The organism is Kribbella polygonati, assembly GCF_050320105.1.
Classification (GTDB): Bacteria; Actinomycetota; Actinomycetes; order Propionibacteriales; family Kribbellaceae; genus Kribbella.
The window spans coordinates 874,530-898,669 of sequence record NZ_CP190129.1 but is presented as its reverse complement, the minus strand read 5'-3'; the positions used below and the strand labels follow the sequence as shown (position 1 = coordinate 898,669).

The 24,140-nt window shown below is 69.2% G+C and carries 23 protein-coding genes; 13 read left to right on the top strand and 10 right to left on the bottom strand.

The genetic code is table 11. The annotated features are described in order from the left end of the window. Nucleotides 1–210: 210 nt before the first annotated feature. Nucleotides 211–708, bottom strand: coding sequence for a DUF1269 domain-containing protein (locus tag ACQHIV_RS04260; RefSeq protein ID WP_427891854.1), 498 nt, complete (start codon nt 706–708; stop codon nt 211–213). 9 nt (nt 709–717) lie between these two features. Beyond that, nucleotides 718–1,014 (bottom strand): MarC family protein, encoded by a 297-nt coding sequence (locus ACQHIV_RS04255; RefSeq protein WP_427891852.1) that lies wholly within the window; start codon nt 1,012–1,014, stop codon nt 718–720. A gap of 169 nt (nt 1,015–1,183) precedes the next feature. Between ACQHIV_RS04255 and ACQHIV_RS04250 the strand changes: the two genes are divergently transcribed. From ACQHIV_RS04250 to ACQHIV_RS04215, 8 genes are all read left to right on the top strand, one after another. Continuing rightward, nucleotides 1,184–1,645, top strand: a complete 462-nt coding sequence (locus ACQHIV_RS04250; protein WP_427891850.1) for a CBS domain-containing protein — start codon at nt 1,184–1,186, stop codon at nt 1,643–1,645. Between the two features lie 48 nt (nt 1,646–1,693). Continuing rightward, nucleotides 1,694–2,614, top strand: coding sequence for a LysR family transcriptional regulator (locus tag ACQHIV_RS04245; RefSeq protein ID WP_427891848.1), 921 nt, complete (start codon nt 1,694–1,696; stop codon nt 2,612–2,614). Nucleotides 2,615–2,763: 149 nt separating this feature from the next. After that, nucleotides 2,764–4,179 carry an L-lactate MFS transporter gene (locus tag ACQHIV_RS04240; protein ID WP_427891846.1) on the top strand — a complete coding sequence of 472 codons (1,416 nt, stop codon included), beginning with the start codon at nt 2,764–2,766 and terminating at the stop codon, nt 4,177–4,179. Between the two features lie 19 nt (nt 4,180–4,198). Next, a complete protein-coding gene (locus tag ACQHIV_RS04235; protein WP_427891844.1) occupies nt 4,199–4,336 on the top strand; it encodes an MFS transporter small subunit in 138 nt (45 codons plus the stop codon). Nucleotides 4,337–4,412: 76 nt separating this feature from the next. Further along, a complete protein-coding gene (locus tag ACQHIV_RS04230) occupies nt 4,413–4,895 on the top strand; it encodes an NAD(P)H-dependent oxidoreductase subunit E (protein ID WP_427891842.1) in 483 nt (160 codons plus the stop codon). Continuing rightward, complete coding sequence (locus ACQHIV_RS04225; RefSeq protein ID WP_427891840.1) at nt 4,892–6,439, top strand: formate dehydrogenase beta subunit; 1,548 nt, start codon at nt 4,892–4,894, stop codon at nt 6,437–6,439. The genes ACQHIV_RS04230 and ACQHIV_RS04225 overlap by 4 nt, the downstream gene beginning before the upstream one ends. Then, a complete protein-coding gene (fdhF, locus tag ACQHIV_RS04220; RefSeq protein ID WP_427891838.1) occupies nt 6,436–9,252 on the top strand; it encodes a formate dehydrogenase subunit alpha in 2,817 nt (938 codons plus the stop codon). Before ACQHIV_RS04225 ends, fdhF begins: the two co-directional genes overlap by 4 nt. Beyond that, a complete protein-coding gene (locus ACQHIV_RS04215) occupies nt 9,249–9,452 on the top strand; it encodes a formate dehydrogenase subunit delta (protein WP_427891836.1) in 204 nt (67 codons plus the stop codon). Before fdhF ends, ACQHIV_RS04215 begins: the two co-directional genes overlap by 4 nt. 3 nt (nt 9,453–9,455) lie before the next feature. On the opposite strand, the gene fdhD is transcribed toward ACQHIV_RS04215, so the two are convergent. The 6 genes from fdhD to ACQHIV_RS04185 form a co-directional block, all read right to left on the bottom strand. Beyond that, nucleotides 9,456–10,280, bottom strand: coding sequence for a formate dehydrogenase accessory sulfurtransferase FdhD (gene fdhD / locus ACQHIV_RS04210; RefSeq protein ID WP_427891834.1), 825 nt, complete (start codon nt 10,278–10,280; stop codon nt 9,456–9,458). After that, entirely contained in the window at nt 10,268–11,476 is a 1,209-nt protein-coding gene (locus ACQHIV_RS04205; RefSeq protein ID WP_427891832.1) for an MFS transporter, read from the bottom strand. The genes fdhD and ACQHIV_RS04205 overlap by 13 nt, the downstream gene beginning before the upstream one ends. Continuing rightward, nucleotides 11,460–13,745 carry an FdhF/YdeP family oxidoreductase gene (locus ACQHIV_RS04200; RefSeq protein ID WP_427891830.1) on the bottom strand — a complete coding sequence of 762 codons (2,286 nt, stop codon included), beginning with the start codon at nt 13,743–13,745 and terminating at the stop codon, nt 11,460–11,462. Before ACQHIV_RS04200 ends, ACQHIV_RS04205 begins: the two co-directional genes overlap by 17 nt. 72 nt (nt 13,746–13,817) lie before the next feature. Then, entirely contained in the window at nt 13,818–14,789 is a 972-nt protein-coding gene (locus tag ACQHIV_RS04195) for an AAA family ATPase (RefSeq protein WP_427891829.1), read from the bottom strand. Nucleotides 14,790–14,793: 4 nt separating this feature from the next. Beyond that, a complete protein-coding gene (locus tag ACQHIV_RS04190; protein WP_427891827.1) occupies nt 14,794–15,219 on the bottom strand; it encodes a ribulose bisphosphate carboxylase small subunit in 426 nt (141 codons plus the stop codon). 12 nt (nt 15,220–15,231) lie between these two features. Further along, on the bottom strand, nt 15,232–16,668 hold the full coding sequence (locus tag ACQHIV_RS04185) for a form I ribulose bisphosphate carboxylase large subunit (RefSeq protein ID WP_427891825.1): 1,437 nt from the start codon (nt 16,666–16,668) through the stop codon (nt 15,232–15,234). A 99-nt stretch (nt 16,669–16,767) separates the two neighbouring features. Between ACQHIV_RS04185 and ACQHIV_RS04180 the strand changes: the two genes are divergently transcribed. Then, entirely contained in the window at nt 16,768–17,670 is a 903-nt protein-coding gene (locus ACQHIV_RS04180) for a LysR family transcriptional regulator (RefSeq protein WP_427891823.1), read from the top strand. A gap of 35 nt (nt 17,671–17,705) precedes the next feature. Further along, nucleotides 17,706–18,707, top strand: a complete 1,002-nt coding sequence (locus ACQHIV_RS04175; protein WP_427891821.1) for a class I fructose-bisphosphate aldolase — start codon at nt 17,706–17,708, stop codon at nt 18,705–18,707. A gap of 83 nt (nt 18,708–18,790) precedes the next feature. On the opposite strand, the gene ACQHIV_RS04170 is transcribed toward ACQHIV_RS04175, so the two are convergent. Continuing rightward, entirely contained in the window at nt 18,791–19,933 is a 1,143-nt protein-coding gene (locus tag ACQHIV_RS04170; RefSeq protein WP_427891819.1) for an ATP-binding protein, read from the bottom strand. A gap of 11 nt (nt 19,934–19,944) precedes the next feature. Beyond that, a complete protein-coding gene (locus tag ACQHIV_RS04165; protein ID WP_427891817.1) occupies nt 19,945–20,631 on the bottom strand; it encodes a response regulator in 687 nt (228 codons plus the stop codon). A gap of 137 nt (nt 20,632–20,768) precedes the next feature. On the opposite strand from ACQHIV_RS04165, the gene rpe reads away from it, so the two are divergent. The 3 genes from rpe to ACQHIV_RS04150 are packed head-to-tail and all read left to right on the top strand — an operon-like array spanning nt 20,769 to nt 24,074. Beyond that, nucleotides 20,769–21,443 carry a ribulose-phosphate 3-epimerase gene (gene rpe / locus ACQHIV_RS04160; RefSeq protein ID WP_427891815.1) on the top strand — a complete coding sequence of 225 codons (675 nt, stop codon included), beginning with the start codon at nt 20,769–20,771 and terminating at the stop codon, nt 21,441–21,443. After that, complete coding sequence (gene tkt, locus ACQHIV_RS04155) at nt 21,443–23,371, top strand: transketolase (protein ID WP_427891814.1); 1,929 nt, start codon at nt 21,443–21,445, stop codon at nt 23,369–23,371. Before rpe ends, tkt begins: the two co-directional genes overlap by 1 nt. After that, nucleotides 23,364–24,074 (top strand): HAD-IA family hydrolase, encoded by a 711-nt coding sequence (locus ACQHIV_RS04150; protein ID WP_427891812.1) that lies wholly within the window; start codon nt 23,364–23,366, stop codon nt 24,072–24,074. The genes tkt and ACQHIV_RS04150 overlap by 8 nt, the downstream gene beginning before the upstream one ends. Nucleotides 24,075–24,140 lie beyond the last annotated feature (66 nt).

Here is a 24,140-nt window from a genome sequence, read left to right as displayed (position 1 = left end):
GTACTCGTCACGAGTCTGATCCTCTCGACCGGGTTCGCATTGTGCCGGACGACACTCGCATACCGCTCATCTCGTCATCGAACGGATGCAACATCACCTCGAGCATGCGAGTCGGGACCTTGCCCTCCTACAGGCTCCGATCAGGGCGCATTACGTATGCGGCGTCACTGTGCTCGCCGCCGCCAGTCAGCACCGATGTGATGTGCTTTGTCAGCTGTCGGAGGCCTTCTTGAGTTCGCGTTCGAACTCCTTGGCGTCGGCCTTCTCGAGTTTCTCGATCTGGTGGTCGACTGCTTTGAGGGCCTCGGTGAATTCGCGGTCGAACTCGGTAGTGCTGATGACGACCAGGCTGGCTTCACCGGCATCGAGCGTCTCGCCGAGGTCTTTGAGATCGCCGCGCGACAGACCGCGCCGGAAGCGTTCGCGCAAGCCCGCGACAGCTGCTCCGACGGCCAAGGCGACCAGCACCCCGACAGGTACCAGGATGCCGACCAGAGCGCCGACCGCGGCTCCGTCCCACGCTGCGTTGCGTACCGATTCGTCATGCTGCCGGACGTGGACCTTGCCGTCCGCGTCCTTGGCGACGACCGCGGCGTCGTACGTCCGCAGCTCACCTCCCGAGTAGAGGTCCCGAACCGCCGCAAGGTCCGCCTTCGCGGCCTGCTCGTCGACGTACGCTCCGATGTAGACGTAAACCGGCTCCGGCATTGATCCTACTCAGCACGACGCGGTCAGTCTGCGCCGCCGAGATTGGTGACAGCAGGTGTCCGCGGTCATTGGCCTGCGGACCACACTGCATCGGCATCCCCAACAACTCCCCGATGAGCGCGTCGCAAGTACGCCGTGCGTCACCGGCTCCACTCCGATCGCAAGGGTCAGGAATCCGATCAGCCGCGTGAGTGCCCCCGCACCTGTCGGACCGAGCCGATCGACAAGCGGCGCACCGTACCACAGTCGCAGCGCCACGGCAGCCGCCAGTACGGCGGTCGCGGCCGCAACGTGTACAGGCTCCATTCTCCGGACCGTAACAACGATCACGCCACAAGAACGCGAACTGTCGCGGGTGACAACCGCTTCTGTGCAATCGACCAGAGGTGACGTGTGGTCGATGTCGGGCGTTGCCGGGGCGTCGGGATCGCGTCACTATGACCGCGCGCTGAGAGGGCTGAGAGGAGGGCTGTTGATGGGGCTCGAGGTCGTTCCGGACCCGCAGTTGACCGGCCGTACGGTCGCCGACGCGATGGTTCGCCGTCCGAAGCTGCTCGGCGCAGCGACGACAGTCGCGGAAGCGCATGACTTCTTCGCCGACGAGCACGTGCACTGTGCACTGATCGTTGCCGACCGCAAGCTCCTCGCCGTCGTCGAACGCTCCGATCTGACGTCCTCCGCACCCAACCTGGCCGCGGTCACGCTAGGTTCCCTGGATGCCCGGGTGGTCCGCCCCGACGCCGACCTGGCCGCGACCTGGGAGGCGATGGTCACACTGCGTCGGCGCCGTCTCGCCGTGATCGATGACGACGGCAACTGCCTCGGCCTGCTGTGCCTGAAGCGCAGCGGCGCCGGCTTCTGCTCCGACACCGACGTCGAGGCCAGGGCGGCAGGGTTCATCGAGCGGAGTTCCTGCTACCGAAGCCCGGCCGATTGACGATGTCCATCATTCATGATCAAGCCGATCTCTGGTATTTATGGCGGCATGCTGCGGCAGCTGGAGTATCTGCGAGCGCTCGCGCGCGAAGGCCACTTCGGCCGCGCGGCCGAGGTGTGCCACGTCTCGCAGCCCGCGCTGTCGGCCGGCATCCGCAAGCTCGAGGCCGAGCTCGGCGTACAGATCGTCCAGCGCGGACAGCGGTTCGAGGGATTCACCCCGGAGGGCCAGGAGGTCCTCCGCTGGGGACAGCGCATGCTGGCCGAGCGCGAGGTGCTCGACCACACGCTGTCGAGTATGCGGGCCGGTCTCTCCGGAGTCCTGCGGATCGGGGCGATCCCGACCGCGCTCAGCGTGTCGTCGCTGCTCACCGCGCCGCTGCGCACCCAGCACCCGTCGGTGCGGTTCGCCCTGGCGTCGATGTCCTCACGAGAAATCGTGACCAGACTCAACGACTTCGACATCGATATCGGCATGACGTACGTCGACGGCGAGCCGCTGGGCCGTGTCCGGGTGCTGCCGTTGTACCGGGAGCGCTATCTCTTCCTGACACCGGGCGACGGCACCTTCGCCGGACGGCACGCGGTGACCTGGTGCGAGGCCGCCGCGGCCGACCTCTGTCTGCTGATGCCGTCGATGCAGAATCGCCGGATCCTCGACGGGTGCTTCGCGGACGCCGGAGGAGAGGCTGCACCCGTCGTCGAGACGGACACCATCTCGGCGGTGTACGCGCACGTCGCGGCGATGGGGTTGTCGAGCGTCGTACCGCACACCTGGCTGCACGGCTTCGGCGTACCGCCGGGGGCACAAGTGCTCTCGCTCCCCCAGCCGAAGCGGTCGTTCCACGTCGGGCTCGTCCTGCCCGCGGCCGGACCCGAATCACTGCTCGCTCGCACGCTCGTCGACACAGCCAGTCGGGCGGAGCTGAGCGATCGCATCGACGAGGCAGTACGGCACCACCAGCGGTAGGCGAGCCGCCTCGGCCTCGTGCGCGATCGGTAACCCACCCCCGCGCTCACCCCTGGAGGGGAGGGCTGTCACCGGGGCTGTCTGGTGTGCTCCAGATGCGGTGACGCGCTCCCACAATTCCGCTCACACCTCACCCAAGGAGGTGCGCTTTGGCCGCACTCTCGTTCCTGGATCGCCGGCACACCGTTGCCCCGCCCGGCTACAGCCGCTGGCTGATACCGCCCGCGGCACTCGCGATCCACCTGTGCATCGGTCAGGTCTACGCGACCAGCGTCTACAAGCCGTCCCTGGTTTCGTACTTCAAGGCCGACCTCACCGCGATCGGTGTCATCTTCTCGATCGCGATCGTGATGCTTGGCCTCTCCGCGGCAGCGTTCGGGACCTGGGTAGACCGGGTCGGCCCGCGGAAGGCGATGTTCGCGGCAGCCTGTTGCTGGGGCACCGGGTTCCTGGTCGCATCCCTCGGGATCGCCACCAAGCAGCTCTGGCTCGTGTATCTCGGGTACGGCGTCATCGGCGGGATCGGCCTCGGAATCGGGTACATCTCGCCGGTGTCGACGCTGATGAAGTGGTTCCCGGACCGGCCCGGCCTGGCGACCGGTATGGCGATCATGGGCTTCGGTGGCGGGGCGCTGGTGGCCTCACCGCTGTCCCGAGAACTGCTGTCGGCGTTCCACGCACCCAACGCGGCCGGAGCGTTTCCGGGATCCGCCGTGGCGAAGCTGTTCCTCACCCTGGGGATCGCGTACTTCGTGGTGATGATGTTCGGCGTCTTCACCGTCCGCGTGCCCGCCGAAGGCTGGGCGCCGGCCGGCTTCGACGCCTCCAAACTGAAGGCGAAGCCGCTGCAGACGACCGCCCAGGTCTCGGCCAACAACGCGATCCGCACGCCGCAGTTCTGGATGCTGTGGGTCGTGCTGCTGTGCAACGTCACCGCCGGTATCGGAATCCTGGAGAACGCCGCGCCGATGATCCGCGACTTCTTCCGCTCCGGTACGTCGACGTCCGTCACGCTGGTGGAGGCCGCGGGCTTCGTCGGACTGCTGTCGATCTTCAACATGGCGGGCCGCTTCGTCTGGTCGTCCACGTCGGACTACCTCGGGCGCAAGCGGATCTACATGCTGTACCTCGGCGTCGGCATGGTGCTGTACGCACTGCTGGCGTTCACGGGATCCAGCGCCACCGCGTTGTTCGTCCTGTTGTGCGCGCTGATCATCTCCTTCTACGGCGGCGGCTTCGCGACCGCGCCGGCGTACCTTCGAGATCTGTTCGGCACCTATCAGGTCGGTGCGATTCACGGCCGGCTGCTGACCGCCTGGTCGACGGCGGGCGTGCTTGGCCCGCTGATCGTCAACCGCATCCTCGACACCCGCGGCGAGCCGGGCAAGCTGATCGCCGCCGACTACCGACCCGCCCTGCTGACCATGGTCGGGGTCCTGGCCCTGGGCTTCGTGTCGAACCTGCTCATCCGGCCGGTCAGCCAGCGCTGGCACGAAAAGAGCGAACACCACTTCCTCGACGAGCCCGCGGCATCACCGGCTCCCGCGCCGGCACCGTCCAACTGACTAGAAGGAGGCACGACAGATGACTGACACCGACAGGGAGAAGGCGGCCGGCACGCACACGCCCCGCATCATCGTGTCCTGGGCGCTCGTGGGCATCCCGCTCGCGTACGGCATCTACGAAGCCGTCAAGGCAAGCACGCAACTGTTCACCGGCTGACGCCACCTCGATCCCGGGTGCCCGCGCTCGTCGAAGGGCACCGGGGCCGCGGCGACCAGTCTCGGAGGAGGCTCAGATGACTTCGACGATCCCGACTGCTGCCGAGCTGACGGAGCTGGTCCGGTCCCTCGTACGGCAGCATCGCGGTGAGCGCGGCCCGCTGCTCGAGATCCTGCACGCTGTCCAGGAGCAGCTCGGGTATGTCGACCCCGCGGTCGTCCCGCTGCTCGCGGCCGAGCTGAACCTGTCCCGCGCCGACGTACACGGCGTGGTGACGTTCTACCGCGACTTCAGGTCCGCACCGCCGGGCCGCACGACGATCCGGTTGTGCCGCGCGGAGGCCTGTGCTTCGCTCGGCGCCGAACAACTGGTGCGGGCGGCGGAGCAGGCGCTGGGTATCGGCGTCGGCGAGACCACCGCTGACGGAGCGACCACGCTGGACGAGGTGTTCTGCCTCGGCAACTGCGCACTCGGTCCGTCCGCCCAGATCAACGGCCGGGTCCGCGGGCGGGTCGACGTACGGCAGCTCCTCGCGGCCGCGCGCGGCGGTGGCCGATGACCACCGTGTACGTCCCGCGGGACTCCGCCGCCACCTCGGTCGGAGCCGACGAGGTCGCGGAGGCCGTCACGGTCGCCGCGGCGGCCGCCGGGAGGTCCGTCCGAATCGTCCGCACCGGTACGCGCGGGATGCTCTGGCTCGAGCCTCTGGTCGAGGTGGCGACCGACCGTGGCCGGATCGGCTACGGCCCGGTGCGGCCTGACGACGTGCCCGGCCTCGTCGCCGCGGGAATGCTTGACGGAGCGCCGTACGAAGGCCACCTCGGCCGCGTCGAGGACCTGCCGTGGATGCGTGACCAGCAACGGCTCTGCCTGTCCAGGGTGGGAATCGTCGACCCGGTCTCCCCCGGTGACTACGTCTCGACCGGAGGCCTCGCCGGTCTCCGTCGGGCACTCGCCCGGCCACCGGCGGAAGTGGTTGCCGAGGTCATCGAATCGGGGCTGCGCGGCCGCGGCGGCGCCGGCTTCCCCGCCGGTATCAAGTGGAAGACCGTGGCCGAAGCGGACGCCGACCAGAAGTTCGTCTGCTGCAACGCGGACGAGGGCGACAGCGGGACCTTCGCGGACCGGATCGTGCTGGAGGGCGACCCCTTCAGTCTCCTCGAGGCAATGACGATCGCCGGTTACGCGGTCGGGGCGCACGAGGGCTACATCTATCTGCGCTCGGAGTACCCCGACGCCGCGGCCACCGTGCGTACCGCCCTCCGCGCTGCGCGCGCCAAGGGATGGCTGGGTGCGGACGTGCTCGGTTCCGGATTCGCGTTCGACATCCACCTGCGGGTCGGCGCCGGCGCGTACATCTGCGGCGAGGAGACCTCGATGCTCGAGAGCCTGGAAGGCAAGCGAGGCATGGTCCGCGCGAAGCCGCCGATCCCGGCACTGTCCGGCCTGTTCGGCAAACCGACGGTCGTGAACAACGTGCTGACGCTCGTGAGCGTCCCCCCGGTTCTGGCGGACGGAGGGCAGGCGTACGCCGATCTCGGCGTCGACCGCTCACGTGGGACGCAGGTGTTCCAACTCGCCGGCAACATCGCCCGCGGCGGCGTGTTCGAGACGGCCTTCGGCATCTCGCTGGCCGAGCTCGTCGACTGCTACGGCGGGGGTACCCGCACCGGCCGCCCGGTCCGCGCGGTGCAGGTCGGCGGCCCGCTCGGCACCTACCTCCCCGCCGACCGGCTCGACATCCCGACCGACTACGAGGCGTTCGCCGCGGCCGGAGCGATGCTCGGGCACGGCGGCATCGTGGTGTTCGACGACACCGTGGACATGGCGTCGATGGCACGTTTCGCGATGGAGTTCTGCGCCGAGGAGTCCTGCGGCAAGTGCACGCCCTGCCGCGTCGGCGCGGTCCGCGGCGTCGAGGTGATCGACCGGATCGTCGCCGGTGACGACCCGGACGGCAACCTGGCGGTGCTCAACGACCTGTGCGAGCTGATGACCGACGGCTCGCTCTGTGCGATGGGCGGCCTGACACCGAATCCGGTGCAGAGCGCCCTGCTGCACTTCCCTGAGGACTTCACTTCTCGACACGAGGAGGCAGGATGACGCTGATCAAGGACCACGATCTGGGTACACCACCGCCGCGGCCCGGTGGACAACCGGTGACGCTGGAGATCGACGGGATCCCCGTGACCGTTGCCGAGGGCACCTCGCTGATCAGGGCCGCGGCACTCGCGGGGATCGACATCCCGAAGCTGTGCGCGACCGACAGCCTCGATGCCTTCGGATCGTGCCGGCTGTGCCTGGTCGAGGTGGACGGCCGCCGCGGTACGCCGGCCTCCTGCACCACGCCGGTCGACCACGGTATGCGGGTCCGCACCCAGTCGCCCAAGCTCGAGAAGCTCCGTCAGGGCGTGATGGAGCTGTACATCTCCGACCACCCGCTGGACTGTCTGACCTGTCCGGCGAACGGCGACTGTGAGCTGCAGGACATGGCCGGGGTCGTAGGGCTCCGCCAGGTCCGCTACGGCTACGACGGCGAGAGCCACCTGGAACTCGAGAAGGACACCAGCAATCCGTACTTCGATTTCGAGCCGTCGAAGTGCATCGCGTGCTCACGCTGCGTCCGTGCCTGCGGCGAGATCCAAGGAACATTCGCGCTGACCATCGAGGGCCGCGGCTTCGACTCGAAGGTCTCTGCCGGCGCGGGCGAGTCGTTCATCGACTCCGAGTGTGTTTCCTGCGGTGCCTGCGTCCAGGCCTGCCCGACATCAACCCTGCAGGAGAAGGCGGTCGTCGAGCTCGGCATGCCGACTCGCACGGTGAAGACGACCTGTGCGTACTGCGGCGTCGGCTGCTCGTTCAACGCCGAACTCCGCGGCGACGAGCTCGTCCGCATGGTCCCGGACAAGAGTGGCGGTGCCAACGAAGGGCATGCGTGCGTCAAGGGCCGGTTCGCCTTCGGGTACGCCACCCACCCGGACCGCGTGCTGTCACCGATGATCCGGGAGCGGATCACCGACGACTGGCGCGAGGTCGACTGGGACACCGCGATCACTCACGTCGCGGAACGGATGCGCGCCGTCCAGGACCGGTACGGCGTCGGCGCGATCGGCGGCATCACGTCCTCGCGGACGACCAACGAGGAGGTCTACGTCGTCCAGAAGATGGTGCGCGCCGCCTTCGGCAACAACAACGTCGACACCTGCGCGCGGGTGTGCCACTCCCCGACCGGCTACGGCCTCAAGCAGACCTTCGGCGAATCGGCCGGCACCCAGGACTTCCGGTCCGTGGCCGCGGTGGACGTGATCATGGTGATCGGCGCAAACCCCACCGACGGTCACCCGGTGTTCGCCTCCCGGATGAAGCGCCGGCTCCGCGAGGGTGCGCAACTCGTCGTGATCGACCCACGGCGCATCGATCTGGTGCGGTCGCCGCACATCGAGGCGACGTACCACCTGCCGCTGGCGCCGGGGACCAACGTCGCGATGGTGAACGCCCTCGCGCACGTCGTCGTCACCGAAGGGCTGGTCGACCGCGAGTTCGTGGCCGCGCGGTGCGAGGACTTCGACGCCTGGGCGGAGTTCATCGCCCGGCCGGAGAACAGCCCGGAGGCCGCCGCGACGACCACCGGCGTACCCGCCGACGACATCCGCGCGGCCGCAAGGCTGTACGCCGGCGCGCGGAACGCGGCGATCTACTACGGCCTCGGCGTCACCGAGCACAGCCAGGGCTCCACGATGGTGATGGGGATGGCGAACCTCGCGATGGCGACCGGCAACATCGGCCGCGACGGCGTCGGCGTCAACCCGTTGCGTGGCCAGAACAACGTCCAGGGGTCCTGCGACATGGGGTCGTTCCCGCACGAGTTGCCCGGGTACCGGCACGTGTCCGACGACGCCGTACGCCACGTCTTCGAGGACCTGTGGCAGCGCCCGATCGACGCGAGGCCCGGACTGCGGATCCCGAACATGTTCGACTCCGCGCTCGACGGCTCGTTCCGCGGGCTGTACGTCCAGGGCGAGGACATCGCCCAGTCCGACCCGAACACCAGCCACGTGTACGCGTCGCTGAAGGCGCTGGACCTGCTCGTCGTCCAGGACCTGTTCCTCAACGAGACCGCGCAACTCGCCCACGTCTTCCTGCCCGGTACGTCGTTCTTGGAGAAGGACGGCACCTTCACCAACGCCGAGCGGCGGATCAACCAGGTGCGTCCGGTGATGGCGCCGCGGACCGGCAAGCACGAGTGGGAGATCCCGTGCGAGATCGCCCGCGCGATGGGGTACCCGATGGAGTACGACGACCCGAGCCAGATCATGGACGAGATCGCGGCCCTCACCCCGACCTTCACCGGCGTCTCGTTCGCGAAGCTCGACAGGCTCGGCAGCGTGCAATGGCCGTGCACCGCCGAGGCACCCGAAGGTACGCCGATCATGCACGTCGACGAGTTCGTCCGCGGCAAAGGCCGCTTCGTCGTCACCACGTTCGTGCCGACCACCGAGCGGGCCACCCGCAAGTACCCCCTCATCCTCACCACCGGCCGGATCCTCAGCCAGTACAACGTCGGTGCCCAGACCCGACGGACGCCGAACGTCGTCTGGCACGCCGAGGACGTCCTGGAGATCCACTCCAGCGACGCCGAACTGCGCGGGATCAGCGACGGCGACGAGGTGACGATCACCAGCCGGACCGGCGAGACCGTCCTGCGGGCAGTCATCTCGGACCGGATGCCGGCCGGGGTCGTCTACACCACCTTCCACTACCCGCTCACCGGCGCGAACGTGGTCACCACCGACAACTCCGACTGGGCGACCAACTGCCCGGAGTACAAGGTGACTGCGGTCCAGGTCACCGTCGGCTCGCACCCGTCCGCGGAGGCACCCGCGACAAGTGCAGCCGCCGGAAGAGGTAAGGGATGAGTACGCCGCCGGCCCTGCGACTGGCCGGTGACATCGCCGCGCAGTTCCAACACCTCCCGGCCGACGAAGCCGCCGAACGCGTCGCCCATCACCTCAAGCTCTTCTGGGATCCCCGGATGCTCGCACAGTTGCGGTCGCTGGCCGGCGCCGACTGCGATCCGGTCATCGCCCGCGCCGTCACGCTGCTCGCAGCGTCCTAACGGTCAGCTCGCGAGCCGGCTTCCTCCGGTGTACACGTTCATCGACGTACCCCGGAGGAAGCCGACGAGCGTCAGCCCGCTCTCGGCCGCGAGGTCGACCGCCAGCGACGACGGGGCGGAAACGGCGGCCAGCAAGGGGATCCCCGCCATCACGGCCTTCTGTACGAGCTCGAAGGAGGCGCGACCGCTCACCATCAGGACGGTCGAGCGCAGCGGCACCAGACCCGAGCGCAGCGCATACCCGACGACCTTGTCGACGGCGTTGTGCCGCCCCACGTCCTCCCGGAGGCAGACCAACTCGCCGTCCGCTGTGAAGAGCCCAGCGGCATGCAGGCCGCCGGTGCTGTCGAAGACTCGTTGTGCCGACCGCAGCCGGTCCGGCAGCACCGCCAGGACGTCCGGCCCCACCCGCAACGGATCGTCCGCGACCGACCATGCCGCCGTGGTCCGCACGGCGTCCAGACTCGCCTTTCCGCACAAGCCGCAGGAGGAGGTCGTGTAGAAGTTCCGCTCCAGGGACGCGTCGGGCGGTTCGACCCCAGGAGCCAGGCCGACATCGACCACGTTGTACGTGTTGCCGCCGTCCGCGGTCGCGCCGGCGCAGTACCGTACGGCGACCACGTCGTCAGCGGCATGTAGGACGCCCTCGCTCACCAGAAAGCCGACCGCGAGATCGAAGTCGTCGCCGGGCGTCCGCATGGTCACGGTGAGCGGCCGGCCCGCGACCCGGATCTCCATCGGCTCCTCAGCGGCCAACGTATCGGGGCGGTGCTCGCCTCGGCCGTTCCGGATCCGCAGCACCCGCCGCCGCGCTGTCACTCGTCCCATGACGTCAGCCTTTCGCCGGAATTCGATTCAGGGTGGCCGTGCTTCCAGCTGTAGACGGCCGCGACGGTGAGGAACACCAGGCCGACCAGAGCGAGCACGACGAGCATCTCCTGGTACGACGCGGAGCGGGCGCTGATCGCCAGCACCAGCGGCGCGAGGAACCCGCTGTGCGCGACGCCCTGGAACAGCGCCGACGCCGTGGGCAAGGCCGATGGCGATGCGAGCCGGCCGATCTCGGCCAGTCCGGACTCGAGCGTCAACCCGTACCCCGCACCGAGCACAACCGCCGCGGCGACGACCGCGACCGGAGAGACACGATCCACAGCCATCGAGCCGACGAGCAGGCCGACCACCACGGTGGCCATGGCGATCAGCGTCGCTCGCGCGCTTCCGGGCCGGTCGATGCGAGCGGCAGCCGGCTGCACCAGCAGGCCGACCGTCAGCGTCACGGCCGCTACCAGGCCACTGAACAGCGGCGCATAGCCGTGGACACGGTCGACCACCAGCGGTGGCAGGACGACGTACGACACGGTGACGGCGGCGAAGATGGCCGGACTGGCCGGCAGTACCACGCCGACGAAGCGCGGATGCCTGACCGCGGACCAGCGCTCGGCCGCCACGTCCTGACGCACCGCGCGACAGCCGACCGTCTCGGGGATGCCCGCGGTCGCCCGGAGCGCCAGCAGTGCGAGGACGGCATGTACCAGCGGCGCCAGGACCAGCGCCCGCGGCAGCCACTCGACCATCGCACCGGCCGCCAATGGCCCGAAAGCGAACCCCGCGCCCGTCGCGTAGACGGCGTACCGGGTCCCCGAGCCCTTCGACGACTGCCCGAGCCAGGCCGCGCCCGCCGACACGATCACGCCGGTCGCCAGACCCGTCAGCAACCGACTGACATAGACCACGGCCTCGGACATCCCCGACCCGGCAAGCACACAGCTGGCGGCCGCGGTCAGCGCCAGCGCGAGGCGTACGACGCGGCGTGCACCGAACCTGTCCGCCGCGCGACAGCCCAGCAACAGCGCCGGAACCAGGCCGAGCAGGTACGTCGTGAACATCGCAACGACTCGCAGCGTCGACCATCCCTCGTCCAGCCGGTACACCACGGACAGCGGCGTGAACTGGTTCGCGCCCCAGCCCCCGACCACCAACGTCGCCGCGATCGGGAGCCAGCCACGCTCACCCCGCGGCGGCAACGGGCTCCAGCCGGACGATCACGCCTTTCGAGGTCGGCGTGTTGCTGATGTCGGCCACGCTGTCCAGCGGTACCAGAACGTTCGTCTCCGGGTAGTACGCGGCCGCCGACCCGCGAGCCGCGGGGTACCCGACGACGCGGAAGGCCGGAGCACGCCGCTCGACACCGTCGTCCCACACACTGACGAGGTCCACCAGTTGCCCGTCCGCCAGCCCACGCTCCGCCAGGTCTTCGGGATCGACCAGGACGACGCGGCGGGCGTTGTGGATCCCGCGGTACCGATCGTTCATCGCATACGGGATGGTGTTCCACTGGTCGTGCGACCGCAGCGACTGCAGCACCAGGTATCCGGTCGGCGGTGTGAGCATCGCGAAGTCATTGCAGGTGAAGACGGCCTTGCCGCTGGGAGTATGGAAGACGCCATCGTTGACCGGGTTGGGCAGATGAAAGCCTCCGGGCACGGCGACGCGCGTGTTGAAGTCCTCGAAACCCGGGACGACGCGGGCGATCCGATCGCGGATCGTGCCGTAGTCGCGCTCGAACTCCTCCCAGTCGACCGGCAGGGTCTCGCCGAGGGTCCGGCGGGCCAGCCGGCAGAGGATCGCGACCTCGCTCAGCAAGGACGGAGACGCCGGATCCAGCCGCCCGCGGGAGGCGTGCACATCGCTCATCGAGTCCTCGACCGTGACGAACTGCTCCCCCGACGCCTGGATGTCGCGGTCGCTGCGGCCCAGTGTCGGCAAGATGAGGGCGATCTCCCCACAGACGGTGTGCGACCGGTTCAGCTTGGTGGAGATCTGCGCGGTCAGCCGGCAGCGGCGCATCGCCTGCTCGGTCGCCTCGCTGTCCGGCGCCGCCCGGACGAAGTTGCCCGCGGCACCGACGAACACCTTCGCCCGGCCGTCACGCATCGCCCGGATCGCGTCGACCGAGTCGAACCCGTGCTTCGCTGGGGGCGTGAACCCGAACTCCCGGCCGAGTGCGTCGAGGAACTCCCGCGGCATCTGCTCCCACACACCCATCGTGCGGTCGCCCTGCACGTTGCTGTGGCCCCGGACCGGGCAGACCCCGGCGCCGGGCCGGCCGATGTTGCCCCGAAGCATCAGGAAGTTCACCACCTCACGGATGGTGGGTACGCCGTGCTTCTGCTGCGTCAGACCCATCGCCCAGCAGACGATGACCTTCTTGCTGCGGAGCACCCGTTCGTGCACCTCGATGATCTCCTCGAGGGTCAGACCGGTGGCGGCGAGTACGTCGTCCCAGTCGGCCTTGCGCGCCTGCTCGGCGAACGCGTCGAAGCCGGCGGTGTTCCGCCGGATGAACTCGTGGTCGAGCACCGCGCCCGGTGCGGCGTCCTCGGCCTCGAGCAGCAGCCGGTTCAGCGCCTTGAACAACGCGAGGTCGCCGCCCGGCCGGATCTTCAGGAACTGGTCGGCGATCGCGGTCCCGCGCCCGATCACGCCCCGCGCCTTCTGCGGATTCTTGAAACGGATCAGCCCGGCCTCGGGCAGCGGGTTGACGGCGACGATCCTGCCGCCGTTGCGCTTGGTCTCCTCCAGCGCGGACAGCATCCGCGGGTGGTTCGTCCCCGGGTTCTGCCCGACGACGAAGATCAGGTCCGCGTCGTAGATGTCGTCCAGCGACACACTGCCCTTGCCGATACCCAGCGTCTCCTGCAGGGCGAACCCGCTGGACTCGTGGCACATGTTCGAGCAGTCCGGGAGGTTGTTGGTCCCGAACGCCCGGGCGAACAACTGCAGCAGAAAAGCAGCCTCGTTGTTCAGCCGGCCCGAGGTGTAGAACAAGGCTTCGTCGGGCGAGTCCAGTCCGCGCAGCTCGTCGGCGAGCAGGTCGAAGGCCTCCTCCCAGCTGATCGGCTGGTAGTGGGTGCCGCCCGGAACCTTGACCATCGGCTCGGTCAGCCGGCCCTGCTGGTTCAACCAGTAGTCCGACTTGCCGTCCAGTTCGGCGATAGAGTGCTCATGGAAGAACTCCGCCGTGACCCGACGGGTGGTCGCCTCGTCGTTGATGTGCTTGGCGCCGTTCTCGCAGTACTCGTTCTTGTGCCGGTGCTTCGGCTCCGGCCATGCACACCCGGGGCAGTCGAACCCCTTGGTCTGGTTGATGTTCAGCAACGTCAGGGCAGTACGGCGTACCGAGTTCTCCTCCAGCGAGTACTCGATGGCGTGTGCCACCGCCGGTACGCCGGCCGCCCAGGTCTTCGGCGGGGTGACGGACAGATGGTCGCTGGGGTCCTCGATCGTGCTCATCACCGACATCGTCCGGCACCCTTCTCAAGGGGGTCAAAGAACAATGTTCGATGACCCGATAACCGTTGTTGATCAGCTCTGGTTCTCGGCGAACAGACTGCTGCCGTAGACGTCCTCGGCCGTGAGTGTGACAAGATCCTGCTTCCCCAGCGGCCGGTGCAGCCCGACCAGCCGGCGTGCCTGGCGCAACCGGCAGCGCTCGATCGCGTTCCGGACGCTCCGGGCGTTCGAGAAGCGCGGCCGCTGCATCCGCAGCGTGAGGTACTCCGAGAACACCTCACGGGCCTGCTCGTCGAACCGGAAGTTCTCCGACGCGACCATGAGGTCAGCGATCTGCACCAGCTCCTCGTGGGTGAAGTCGTCGAACTCGATGTGGTGCGGGACCCGCGAGCTCAGACCTGGATTGGCGGAGAAGAACGTGGCCATCCGGTCCGGGTACCCGGCAAAGATCACTACCAGGTCGCCCCGCTCGTTCTCCATCTCGGTGAGCAGGATCTCGATCACCTCCTGGCCGTAGTCCCGCTCGTTCTCCGGCCGGAACAGGTAGTAGGCCTCGTCGATGAACAGCACGCCGCCCGCGGCCCGCGCGATCGCCTCCTTCGTCTTCGGCGCGGTGTGCCCGATGAACTGCCCGACCAGGTCGTCGCGAGTGACCGTGTGCACCCGCGGCGCCCGGATGTAGCCGAGTGCGTGCAAGATGGTTGCCATCCGCAACGCGACGGTCGTCTTGCCTGTTCCCGGCCCGCCGGTGAAGCTCATGTGCAGCGTCGGTCTCGACGCGGTCAGCCCGAACTGGTGCCGGGCCCGGTCGACCTGCAGCAGCGAGGCGATCTCCCGCACCCGGCGCTTCACCGACGCGAGGCCGATCAGCTCGCTGTCCAGCGCGGTCAGGGTCTCCTCGACCCTGGCCGCCGCCTCGTCCGCCGAAAGGTCGAGCTCCGCGTCCTCACCGAGGGTCTCCGGTTCGGGCAGCGCCTCGCCGTCGACCGGGGCGGACGCCACCTCGGGCGACCGCGGAAAGCCGAATCCCTTGGGCTTGTCCATCGGATCACTCGCCCGCGTAGCGCGCCCCGGCCGGCCCGGTCGTGGCGTACGACTTCACCGAGTAGCGCTGGGTGCGGTCGGGCCCGTCCTGGCGCTCGAGTACGAAACCCGGCTCGGCCGCCGGACGCTGGACCAGGAACGACAGCGCGGTGGACTGCCGGCCGAGCTGCGCGTCGTACGCGAGCACCCGGACGTAGTGGCCGGGGTACGCGGCGCGGCATTCGTTGATCTGGGCGAGCACACCGTCCGGCTCGGCGAGGTCGAACATCGGCAGACCCCACATCTCCCAGTAGATGTTGCGTGGGTGCGGGTCGTCGGAGTACTCCACCGACACCGGCCAGCCGTTGTCCAGGGCGTACTTCACCTGTGCGGCGATCTCGCCGTCGGTGAGGTCGGGCAGGTACGAGAACGTCCCGTAGCGGAACTTCATGGTCAGCTCCCTTCAGGCCGACGGCGACGCGGTCGGCACGAAGTCCGGCGCGTCGGTGCTGGTGTAGTCGAACGTGACCTCGCCCCAGGTCGACAGGGCTGCCTCCAGCGGCTGACAGGTCTTGGCCGCGTTCCGCAGTACCTCGGGCCCCTCGCGCAGCAGGTCACGGCCCTCGTTGCGCGCCTTGACCATCGCCTCCAGCGCAACCCGGTTCGCCTCGGCGCCCGCGGCGATGCCGTACGGGTGGCCGATCGTCCCGCCGCCGAACTGCAGGATGACGTCGTCCGAGAACAGGTCGAGCAGCTGATGCATCTGGCCGGCGTGGATACCGCCGGACGCGACCGGCATCACTCCGGGCATCGAGGCCCAGTCCTGGTCGAAGAAGATCCCGTTCTCCAGGTTCAGCGGGACCCGGTTCTCCCGCAGCGTGTCGTAGTACCCGCGGGTGGTGGCCGGGTCGCCCTCGAGCTTGCCGACGACGGTCCCGGCGTGCAGGTGGTCGACCCCCATCAGCCGGCACCACTTCGCGATCACGCGGAAGCTCACGCCGTGCGTCTTCTGGCGGGTGTACGTCGAGTGCCCGGCGCGATGCAGATGCAGCAGTACGCCGTTCTGCCGGGCCCAGATCGCCATCGACTGGATCGCGGTGTAGCCGATCGTCAGATCGATCATGACCACCACACTGCCGAGCTCCTTGGCGAACTCCGCGCGCCGATACATCTCCTCCATCGTCCCGGCCGTCACGTTGAAGTAGTGGCCCTTGAGCTCGCCGGTCTCGGCGACGGCCTTGTTGACACCCTCCATGCCGAACAGGAACCTGTCGCGCCAGCGCATGAACGGCTGCGAGTTGATGTTCTCGTCGTCCTTGGTGAAGTCCAGACCACCCTTGCAGGCCTCGTAGATCACCCGCCCGTAGTTGCGCGCCGACAGACCGAGCTTCGGCTTGATGGTTGCGCCGAGCAACGGACGGCCGTACTTGTTGAGCAGCTCACGTTCCATCACGATGCCGTGCGCAGGCCCCTGGAAGGTCTTGGTGTACGCGACCGGGATCCGCATGTCCTCCAGCCGCAGCGCCTTCAGCGGCTTGAATCCGAAGACGTTGCCGATGATCGACGACGTCAGGTTCGCGATCGAGCTCTCCTCGAACAGGTCGATGTCGTAGGCGATGTAGGCGAAGTACTCCCCCGGCCTGCCCGGAACCTCGTCGACGCGGTACGCCTTCGCCTGGTAGTGGGTGTTGGCAGTCAGCCGGTCGGTCCAGACCACCGTCCAGGTGGCGGTCGACGACTCGCCCGCCACGGCCGCCGCGGCCTCGATCGGCTCGACGCCGTCCTGCGGCGCCACCCGGAACACCGCGAGTACGTCGGTGTCCTTGGGCACGTAGTCGGGGTTCCAGTACCCCATCCCGGCGTAGCTCTGGACGCCCGGGTCCCAGCGTTCTTTCGTCATCGGCACTCCCCTTCTCGGTTCAGCTGCTACCAGTCTGGGAGCGAAACAGATCAACTACAATTGACAAATCTGTGCTCATCGATAAGGGATGATTTAACGATGGCAGACTTGCCGGCGGCCGCGACGTGGGGCAGGCTCCAGACGTTTCTGACGCTGTACGAGACCGGCAGCGTTCGGGCAGCCGCGGAGGCCCTGCACGTGACGCCGCCCGCGATCTCAGCAGCCGTCGCGGCCCTGGAGTCCGCCCTCGGTACGACGCTGTTCGCCAAGGCCGGCCGGGGCATCGTGCCCACCGACTCGGGCGAGACCTTCGCCCGCTACGTGCGCAAACTGCTCGGGCTGCTGTCCGAGGCGTCCGGCGCGGTCCACGACGCCGATCGCGGCCGGGTCCGGATCGGTGCCGTGGCGACCGCGAGCGAGTACGTCCTGCCGCGGCTGATGGCATCCTTCGTCGAGGCCCACCCGTACGTCGAGATCTCGCTGTCGGTGCTGCCGCGCGACGAACTGTTCGCCCTCGCGGCCGACCACGCCGTCGATCTGGTGCTCGCCGGCCGTCCGCCGCGCGGCACCGGCCTCGTCACCAAGGCGCGTCGCCCGAACCGGCTGGTGCTGGTCGGGCACCCCGGTCTTCGGGAGGATCCGCTCACGAAGACCTGGCTTCTGACCGGACTGGGGTCCGGCACCCGCGATACGACGCTGTCATTGCTCGCCAGGCTGCAGGCCGCGCCGCCGTTGCTCACGCTCGGTACGTCGGGCGCGGCCGTGGCCGCGGCGCGCGAGGGCCTCGGCGTCACGCTCGTCCACGAGGAGGCGGTACGCGCCCACCTGGACGCCGGACGCTTGGCGGCGTACGCCGTACCGGGCACGCCTCTCGACCGGCCGTGGCATCTCTGCACCGCGTCCGATCCGACAGCGGCGACCCGCTTGTTCCTCGAGCACGTGTGCAGCACCGATCGCGTCGGCGAGGCCGCATTTCACACCCGGAATCGCCCGAAAGGGTGAGGACGCGCACGGCCGCGGAGCGCAGCATGCTGGGCATGACGACCACGATCCCCGCCCACGTGCCGACCCTCGCGGAAACCGCGCAGCGGATGACCCGCGGCGGGCGTGGTGTGCTCGCCGCCGACGAGTCGATCAAGACGATGTCGGCCCGGCTCGAACAGGAGGGTATCGCCGCGAGCCCGACCGCGCGGCGTGACTACCGCGAACTGCTGCTCACCGCCGACGGTCTCGCCGATTCGGTCAGCGGCATCATCTTCGCCGACGAGACGTTCGGCCAGCAGCTCACCGACGGCCGAGGCTTCCCGGAGGCCGCGCACGAGCTCGGCGTCCTCCCCGGTATCAAGGTCGACACGGGCACGTCGCCCCTGGCCGGCCACGACGGCGCCCTCATCACCGAAGGCCTCGACGGCCTGGGTGCGCGACTGGCCTCGTACGCCGAGCGGAAGGCCGCGTTCGCCAAGTGGCGCGCGGTGTTCGACATCCGGACGATCACCGAGTACGTCGCCCGGGCGAACGGACATGCCTTGGCGAGGTACGCCGCGCTGTGCCAGCAGTACGGGATCGTGCCGATCGTCGAACCGGAGGTGCTCTGCACCGGCGATCACGACCTGGCGGCCTGCGACCGGGCCACCCGGCTGGCGTTGACGGCACTGTTCGACGAGCTGCGGCAGGCCGGCGTCGACCTGACCGGCATCGTGCTCAAGCCGAACTTCGTCACGCCCGGCCTCGCGGCGGCGCCGGCTCCCGCCGACGTGGTCGCGCGGGCGACGTTCGAGGTGCTGCACGATATCGTGCCCGCCACCGTGCCAGGGATCGCGTTCCTCTCCGGCGGGCACACCACGGCCGATGCGTGCTCGTTCCTCCATAAGCTGAGCGGCGCGCCGGACCTGCCCTGGTCCGTGACGTTCTCCTTCGGACGAGCGCTGGTCAGCGCCGCGCTGCAGGCCTGGGCAGGCGAACCGGCGAACGTCGCGGCCGCCCAGCAGAAGCTGCTCGCCAACTGCCACGAAGCGGCCAACGCCATCCGCCGGCGCTGACCGGCGGCCCGCGCTGAGCGGCTTGCGCTGAGCGGCCTGCCGCACTGAGCGGTCTGCCGCGCTAGCCGGCCGCCCGCATCCGGTCAGAGCGGGAGCTCGACCAGGACCGTCGTGCCGCGGCCGGACACCGATTCGATCCGCAGCGACGCCTCGAGCATCGCGCAGCGCTCCGCGACCGAGCTCAGCCCGAAGTGCTGCGCACCGTCGGCGCCCGCGGTCCGCACGACGCGCTGGAGCCCGGCATCGAAACCCTTGCCGTCGTCGGCGCAGCCGAACACGATCGAGTCACCGACCCGTCGCAGCGACAGCACGATCCGCGCCGCGTCGGCGTGCTTGACGGCGTTGGCCAGCGTCTCCTGGGCGATCCGGTAGAGCGCCGCGGCCGCGTGATCCGGGATGTCCTCGAGGTCGGCGGCGGGGTCGACGACCAGATCGACCGCCGGCCCGTCCTCCCGGGCGACCATCTGGGCCAGTGACTCGATCGCTGCGACCAACCCGAGGTCGTCGAGCACCAGGCTGTGCAGGCCGGAGATCGCCGCCCTTGTCTGGTTGTACGCCAGGTCGGCCAGCGTCCGCGCGGACACGAGCTCGGCGCGGGCCCGTTCGAGGTCCTGGGCCCGGCTTGCCCCGGTCTCGTCGGCCGCGACCTCCGAGACGGTGAGGTCGGCCGCCGACAGATGGAACGACATCGACGCCAGCGCGGTCGTCACGCCGTCGTGCAGGTCGAACGCGATCCGGCGGCGTTCGGCCTCCTGCGCCGAGATCGCCTGCTTGATCAGCCGATCCCGCTCCGTGCGGTGATGGTTGACCGCCCGCCACAACTGTGCCGCGTGCAGCCCGAGGCCGAGCACCGCGACGTACGGCTGCGCGGTCTTCACGTCGTCCGGACCGAACGGCCGGCGCGGGCTCCGGTGTACGGCCAGGACGCCGACGATCCGGTCCTCGAGCCCGAACAGTGGCAGACACATCCGGGCAACGGTCTCCTCGGACGCGAGCCCCAGCAGCTGGCGGTGCAGCGGGTTGCGCGGGGAGTCCGCGTCCAGTAGCACGGGTTCCTTCGTGCGCGCGACCAGGCCGGTGACGCCGAACCCCACCTGCAGGGTGAGTTTCCCGGAGGACGGGTGCGCGGGCCACATGTCCGCGATCGTCAGGTCCTGGTCGTCGATCGCGTAGATCAGAACACCGGCGGCTTCGAACACCCCAGCGAGATCCGCCGCGGTCGGCACCGCGCCGCGACTCAACGGAACAGGCCCTCTCGAAGGGCCACCGCGATCGCTCCGCTGCGGTCGGAGACGCCGAGCTTGCGGTAGAGACCGCGGATGTGCGTCTTCACAGTGTCCTCACTGACCACGAGCTTGCTCGCGACCGCCTTGTTCGAGTGGCCGGACACGAGCAGCTCCAGTACCTCCGACTCCCGTTGGGTGAGCCCCAGGTGTGCACCCGACCAGAACTCCCCCGCGCTGAGGCGGGCCGCGGACAGGGCGACCCGACCCGCCAGCGCGTGGTCGACCGCCGTCTCGCCCTCGCGGACACGATTCAGATGGCCGACCAGTTCCCGACCGTCGATCCGCTTCAGGATGTAGCCCGAGGCGCCGACGCGGAGCGCCTGGTACAGGTAGTGCTCGTCGTCGTACACGGTCAGCAGCACGACCTTGGTGTCCGGGTACTGCGTGGTGATCTGCCGGCACAGGTCCAGGCCGGACTCCTTGCCGATCCGAACGTCGCAGAGCACGATGTCGGGTCGCTCCTCCGTCACCAGCGCGAACGCGGCGGCGGCGTTCGTCGCGTGCCCGACGATCGTGACCTGGTCCGGGAAGTGGCCCAGCATCGAATCGAGGCCGTGCAGCACCATCTCGTGGTCGTCGACCAGCACGAGCCGCAGCGGCGGCAGTGGCGTCGGAGGGGTCGCGGATGACACCGGCATACCGATCAGCGTACGGCGGCGGGCGGCGTGTTCCGCTGCTTTCGCGGAGATTTCACCCGGTGCTCCACCCGGCCGGGTGAGTCCGCCGGGATCCGTACGGGGTCCGATGAAGTCTGCCTACCAGAAAGGCCAGACCCATGACCGAGCCGCTTGTCGTGCCGTCCGTGCTGCCCGCCGACTTCGCCCGCCTCGGCGAGGAGGTCCGCGAACTGTGCGAGGCCGGTGTCGACCGGATCCAGTGGGACGTCATGGACGGCGTCTTCGTGCCGAACCTGACATTCGGCCCCGACCTCATCGCGGCGGCCCGGCCGTACAGCACCGTCGGCTTCGAGGCACACCTGATGGTCGTGGAGCCCGACGAACTGCTGGGCCGCTACGTGGACGCCGGCTGCGAGCTGGTGATCGTGCACGCTGAAGCCTGCAGACACCTGCACCGCACGCTCGCGCGGATCCGCGACCTCGGCGCCCGCAGCGGCGTCGCCCTGAACCCGCATACCCCCGTCGACACGGTCGCGCACGTATTGGCCGAGACCGACCTGGTGCTGGCGATGACGGTGAACCCGGGGTTCGGTGGGCAGGCGTACATCTGCGCGGTGGAGCCGAAGATCGCGCGCCTGCGACGAATGATCGACGAGTCTGAGCTGCCGATCGAGCTCGAGGTGGACGGTGGCATCACCGAGGTGACGATCCGGGGAGCGGCGGCGGCCGGCGCCGACGTCTTCATCTCGGGTTCGTGGATGTACGCGTACCCGGACGGCAAGGCGGCGGCGGTGAAGCGCCTGCGCGCCGCCGCGAAAGGAGAGGAAGTCTGATGACCGACGTTCTGCAAGCCCGGCAGCTGCCGTCGACCGAGACCGATCGGCTGGCCGTCGACACGCTGCGCTTCCTCGCCGCGGACATGGTCCAGGCCGCCAACTCGGGTCATCCGGGGATGCCGATGGGCGCGGCTCCGATGGCCTGGACCGTGTGGAGCCGACACCTCCGGCACGACCCCGCGGCGCCCGGCTGGGCGGATCGCGACCGCTTCGTGCTGTCCGCGGGTCACGGCTCCGCCTTGCTGTACGGCCTGCTGCACATCTTCGGCTACGACCTGCCCGAGTCCGAGTTGCGCCGGTTCCGCCAGTTGGGCTCACGTACGCCGGGCCATCCGGAGTACGGCGAGACGCCAGGCGTCGAATGCACCACCGGACCGCTCGGCCAGGGGCTCGCGATGGCCGTGGGGATGGCGCTCGCGGAGCGGATGGAGCACGCCCGCTACCCGGACATCACCGACCACCACACGTACGCGATCGTCGGCGACGGCTGCCTGATGGAGGGCATCAGCCACGAGGCCGGATCGTTCGCCGGGCATCTCGGTCTCGGGCGGCTGATCGTGCTGTGGGACGACAACGCGATCACGATCGACGGCAGCGTCGACCGGTCGTGCGGTGACGATCAACTGGCCCGCTTCGCGGCGTACGGCTGGCACACCGAGGCGGTGCTCGACGGCACGGACGTCGAGGCCATCGACCAAGCGGTCCGCCGGGCGAAGGCCGATCCACGCCCGAGCTTCATCGCGGTCCGGACCGTCATCGGCCGCGGCGCGCCGGGAGTCGAGGGTACGTCGAAGGCACACGGATCGCCGTTGGGTGCGGAACTGTTGGCGGAGACCAAGCGACTCGCGGGCTGGGATCATCCGGCGTTCACGGTGCCGGAGGTGGTTCGAGCCGCCTGTGCCGAGCTGGCAGCGCAAGGAGCCCGCGAGCACGCCGTCTGGCAGGACGCCTTCGTGGCCTTCTCGGACGCCGCCCCGGAACGGGCTGCCGAGTTCTGCCGAGCCGCGACCCGTGAGCTTCCGGCCGGGCTCGACGAGGCCCTGCGATCGATCGTCGGCACCGTTCCGCGAGCCACCAGGCAGTCCTCCCAGGCCTGCCTGGACGCCCTTCGCTCGGTGATGCCGGAGTTGGCCGGCGGCAGCGCAGACCTCGCCGGCTCGACCGGCACCGTGTTCGGTGAGCTCGTGACCAAGGACGACTACTCCGGTACGGCGATCGCGTTCGGGATCCGCGAATTCGGCATGGCCGCGTTCATGAACGGCATCAGCCTGCACGGCGGCTTCCGCGTCTTCGGCAGCACCTTCCTGGTCTTCGCCGACTACCTGCGGCCGGCGCTCCGGCTGTCGGCGTTGATGAAGCAGCCCGTGATCTACGTCTTCACCCACGACTCGGTGGCTGTCGGCGAGGACGGTCCGACGCACCAGCCGATCGCGCACCTCGACTCGCTGCGGGTGATCCCCGGCCTCCAGGTCCTCCGCCCGGCCGACGACGCCGGAACCGCCGAGGCCTGGCGTCTCGCGCTCGAGCGGACCGACGGCCCGACCGCCCTGGTTCTCTCGCGACAGTCGGTCCCGCAGCTCGACCGGCGGGAGTTCGCGGACGACGAGCCGGTGTCGGTCGAGATCGTCGCCACCGGCTCGGAGGCCTCGCTCGCGGTCGCGGTCGCGGACCGCCTGCGTACGCACGGCTACAGCGTGCGCGTCGTACCGGTGCTCGACCGATCGCAGTACGCGCCCGGGACGGCACCGACGACCGTCAGCATCGAAGCCGGCACCACCGCCGGCTGGACCGGGCTGGTAGATGTTGCCATCGGCATCGACTCGTTCGGTTCGAGCGGTCCCGGCGACGAGGTGATGGCGTACTTCGGCTTCACGGTCGACCAGGTTGTCGCGCGGATCCAGGACCACCTCTCCGAGCGTGGCTGACGTGCCGGTCGCGCTCGAAGCCGTGATCTTCGACGTCGACGGAACGCTCGTCGACAGTGAGCGGGACGGGCATCGGGTCGCGTTCAACGCCGCGTTCGAGGCGGCCGGGTTGCCCGACCGGTGGGACGTGGAGACGTACGGGCAACTCCTTCGTGTCGCCGGCGGGGAGCAGCGGCTGGCGTTCTGGTTCGAAAGCACCGGCCGATCGCGGGGCGAGGCACTTGACCTCGCGCAGCGCCTGCATCGGCGCAAGACGCAGTACATGCAGGCACTCGTCACGGAGGGCGCCATCCAGGCGCGACCGGGCGTACGCCGGCTGCTGGACATGCTCGAGACAAACGGCATCGCGCTGCACGTCGCCACGACCGGGACCCGGGCCTGGGTCGAGCCGCTCCTGCACGGCGTGTTCGGGTCCAGGTTCCACACGATCGTCACCGGTACCGAGGTTCCGCAGCTGAAGCCCGATCCCGCGGTCTATGAGCGCGTGTTGCAGCTGACCTGTCACCGGCCCGGCGCCGCGATCGCCGTCGAGGATTCCGCGAACGGAGTCCGCGCCGCAGTCGCGGCCGGCCTGCGGTGCGTGGCCGTACCCAACGCTTACACCCGCGACGACGACCTGGCCCGGGCGACGCTTGTCGCCGACGGGCCTGATGATCCCGTGCTGGTCAGGTGGTTCCAGCGTCAGCTCGCCGGAGGCGGATGACCGGCAGCACCCGTGGCCGAGGCCGTGCTCCATCCGCAGACGCTGCAGGCGTGCTCATGCGGTCGG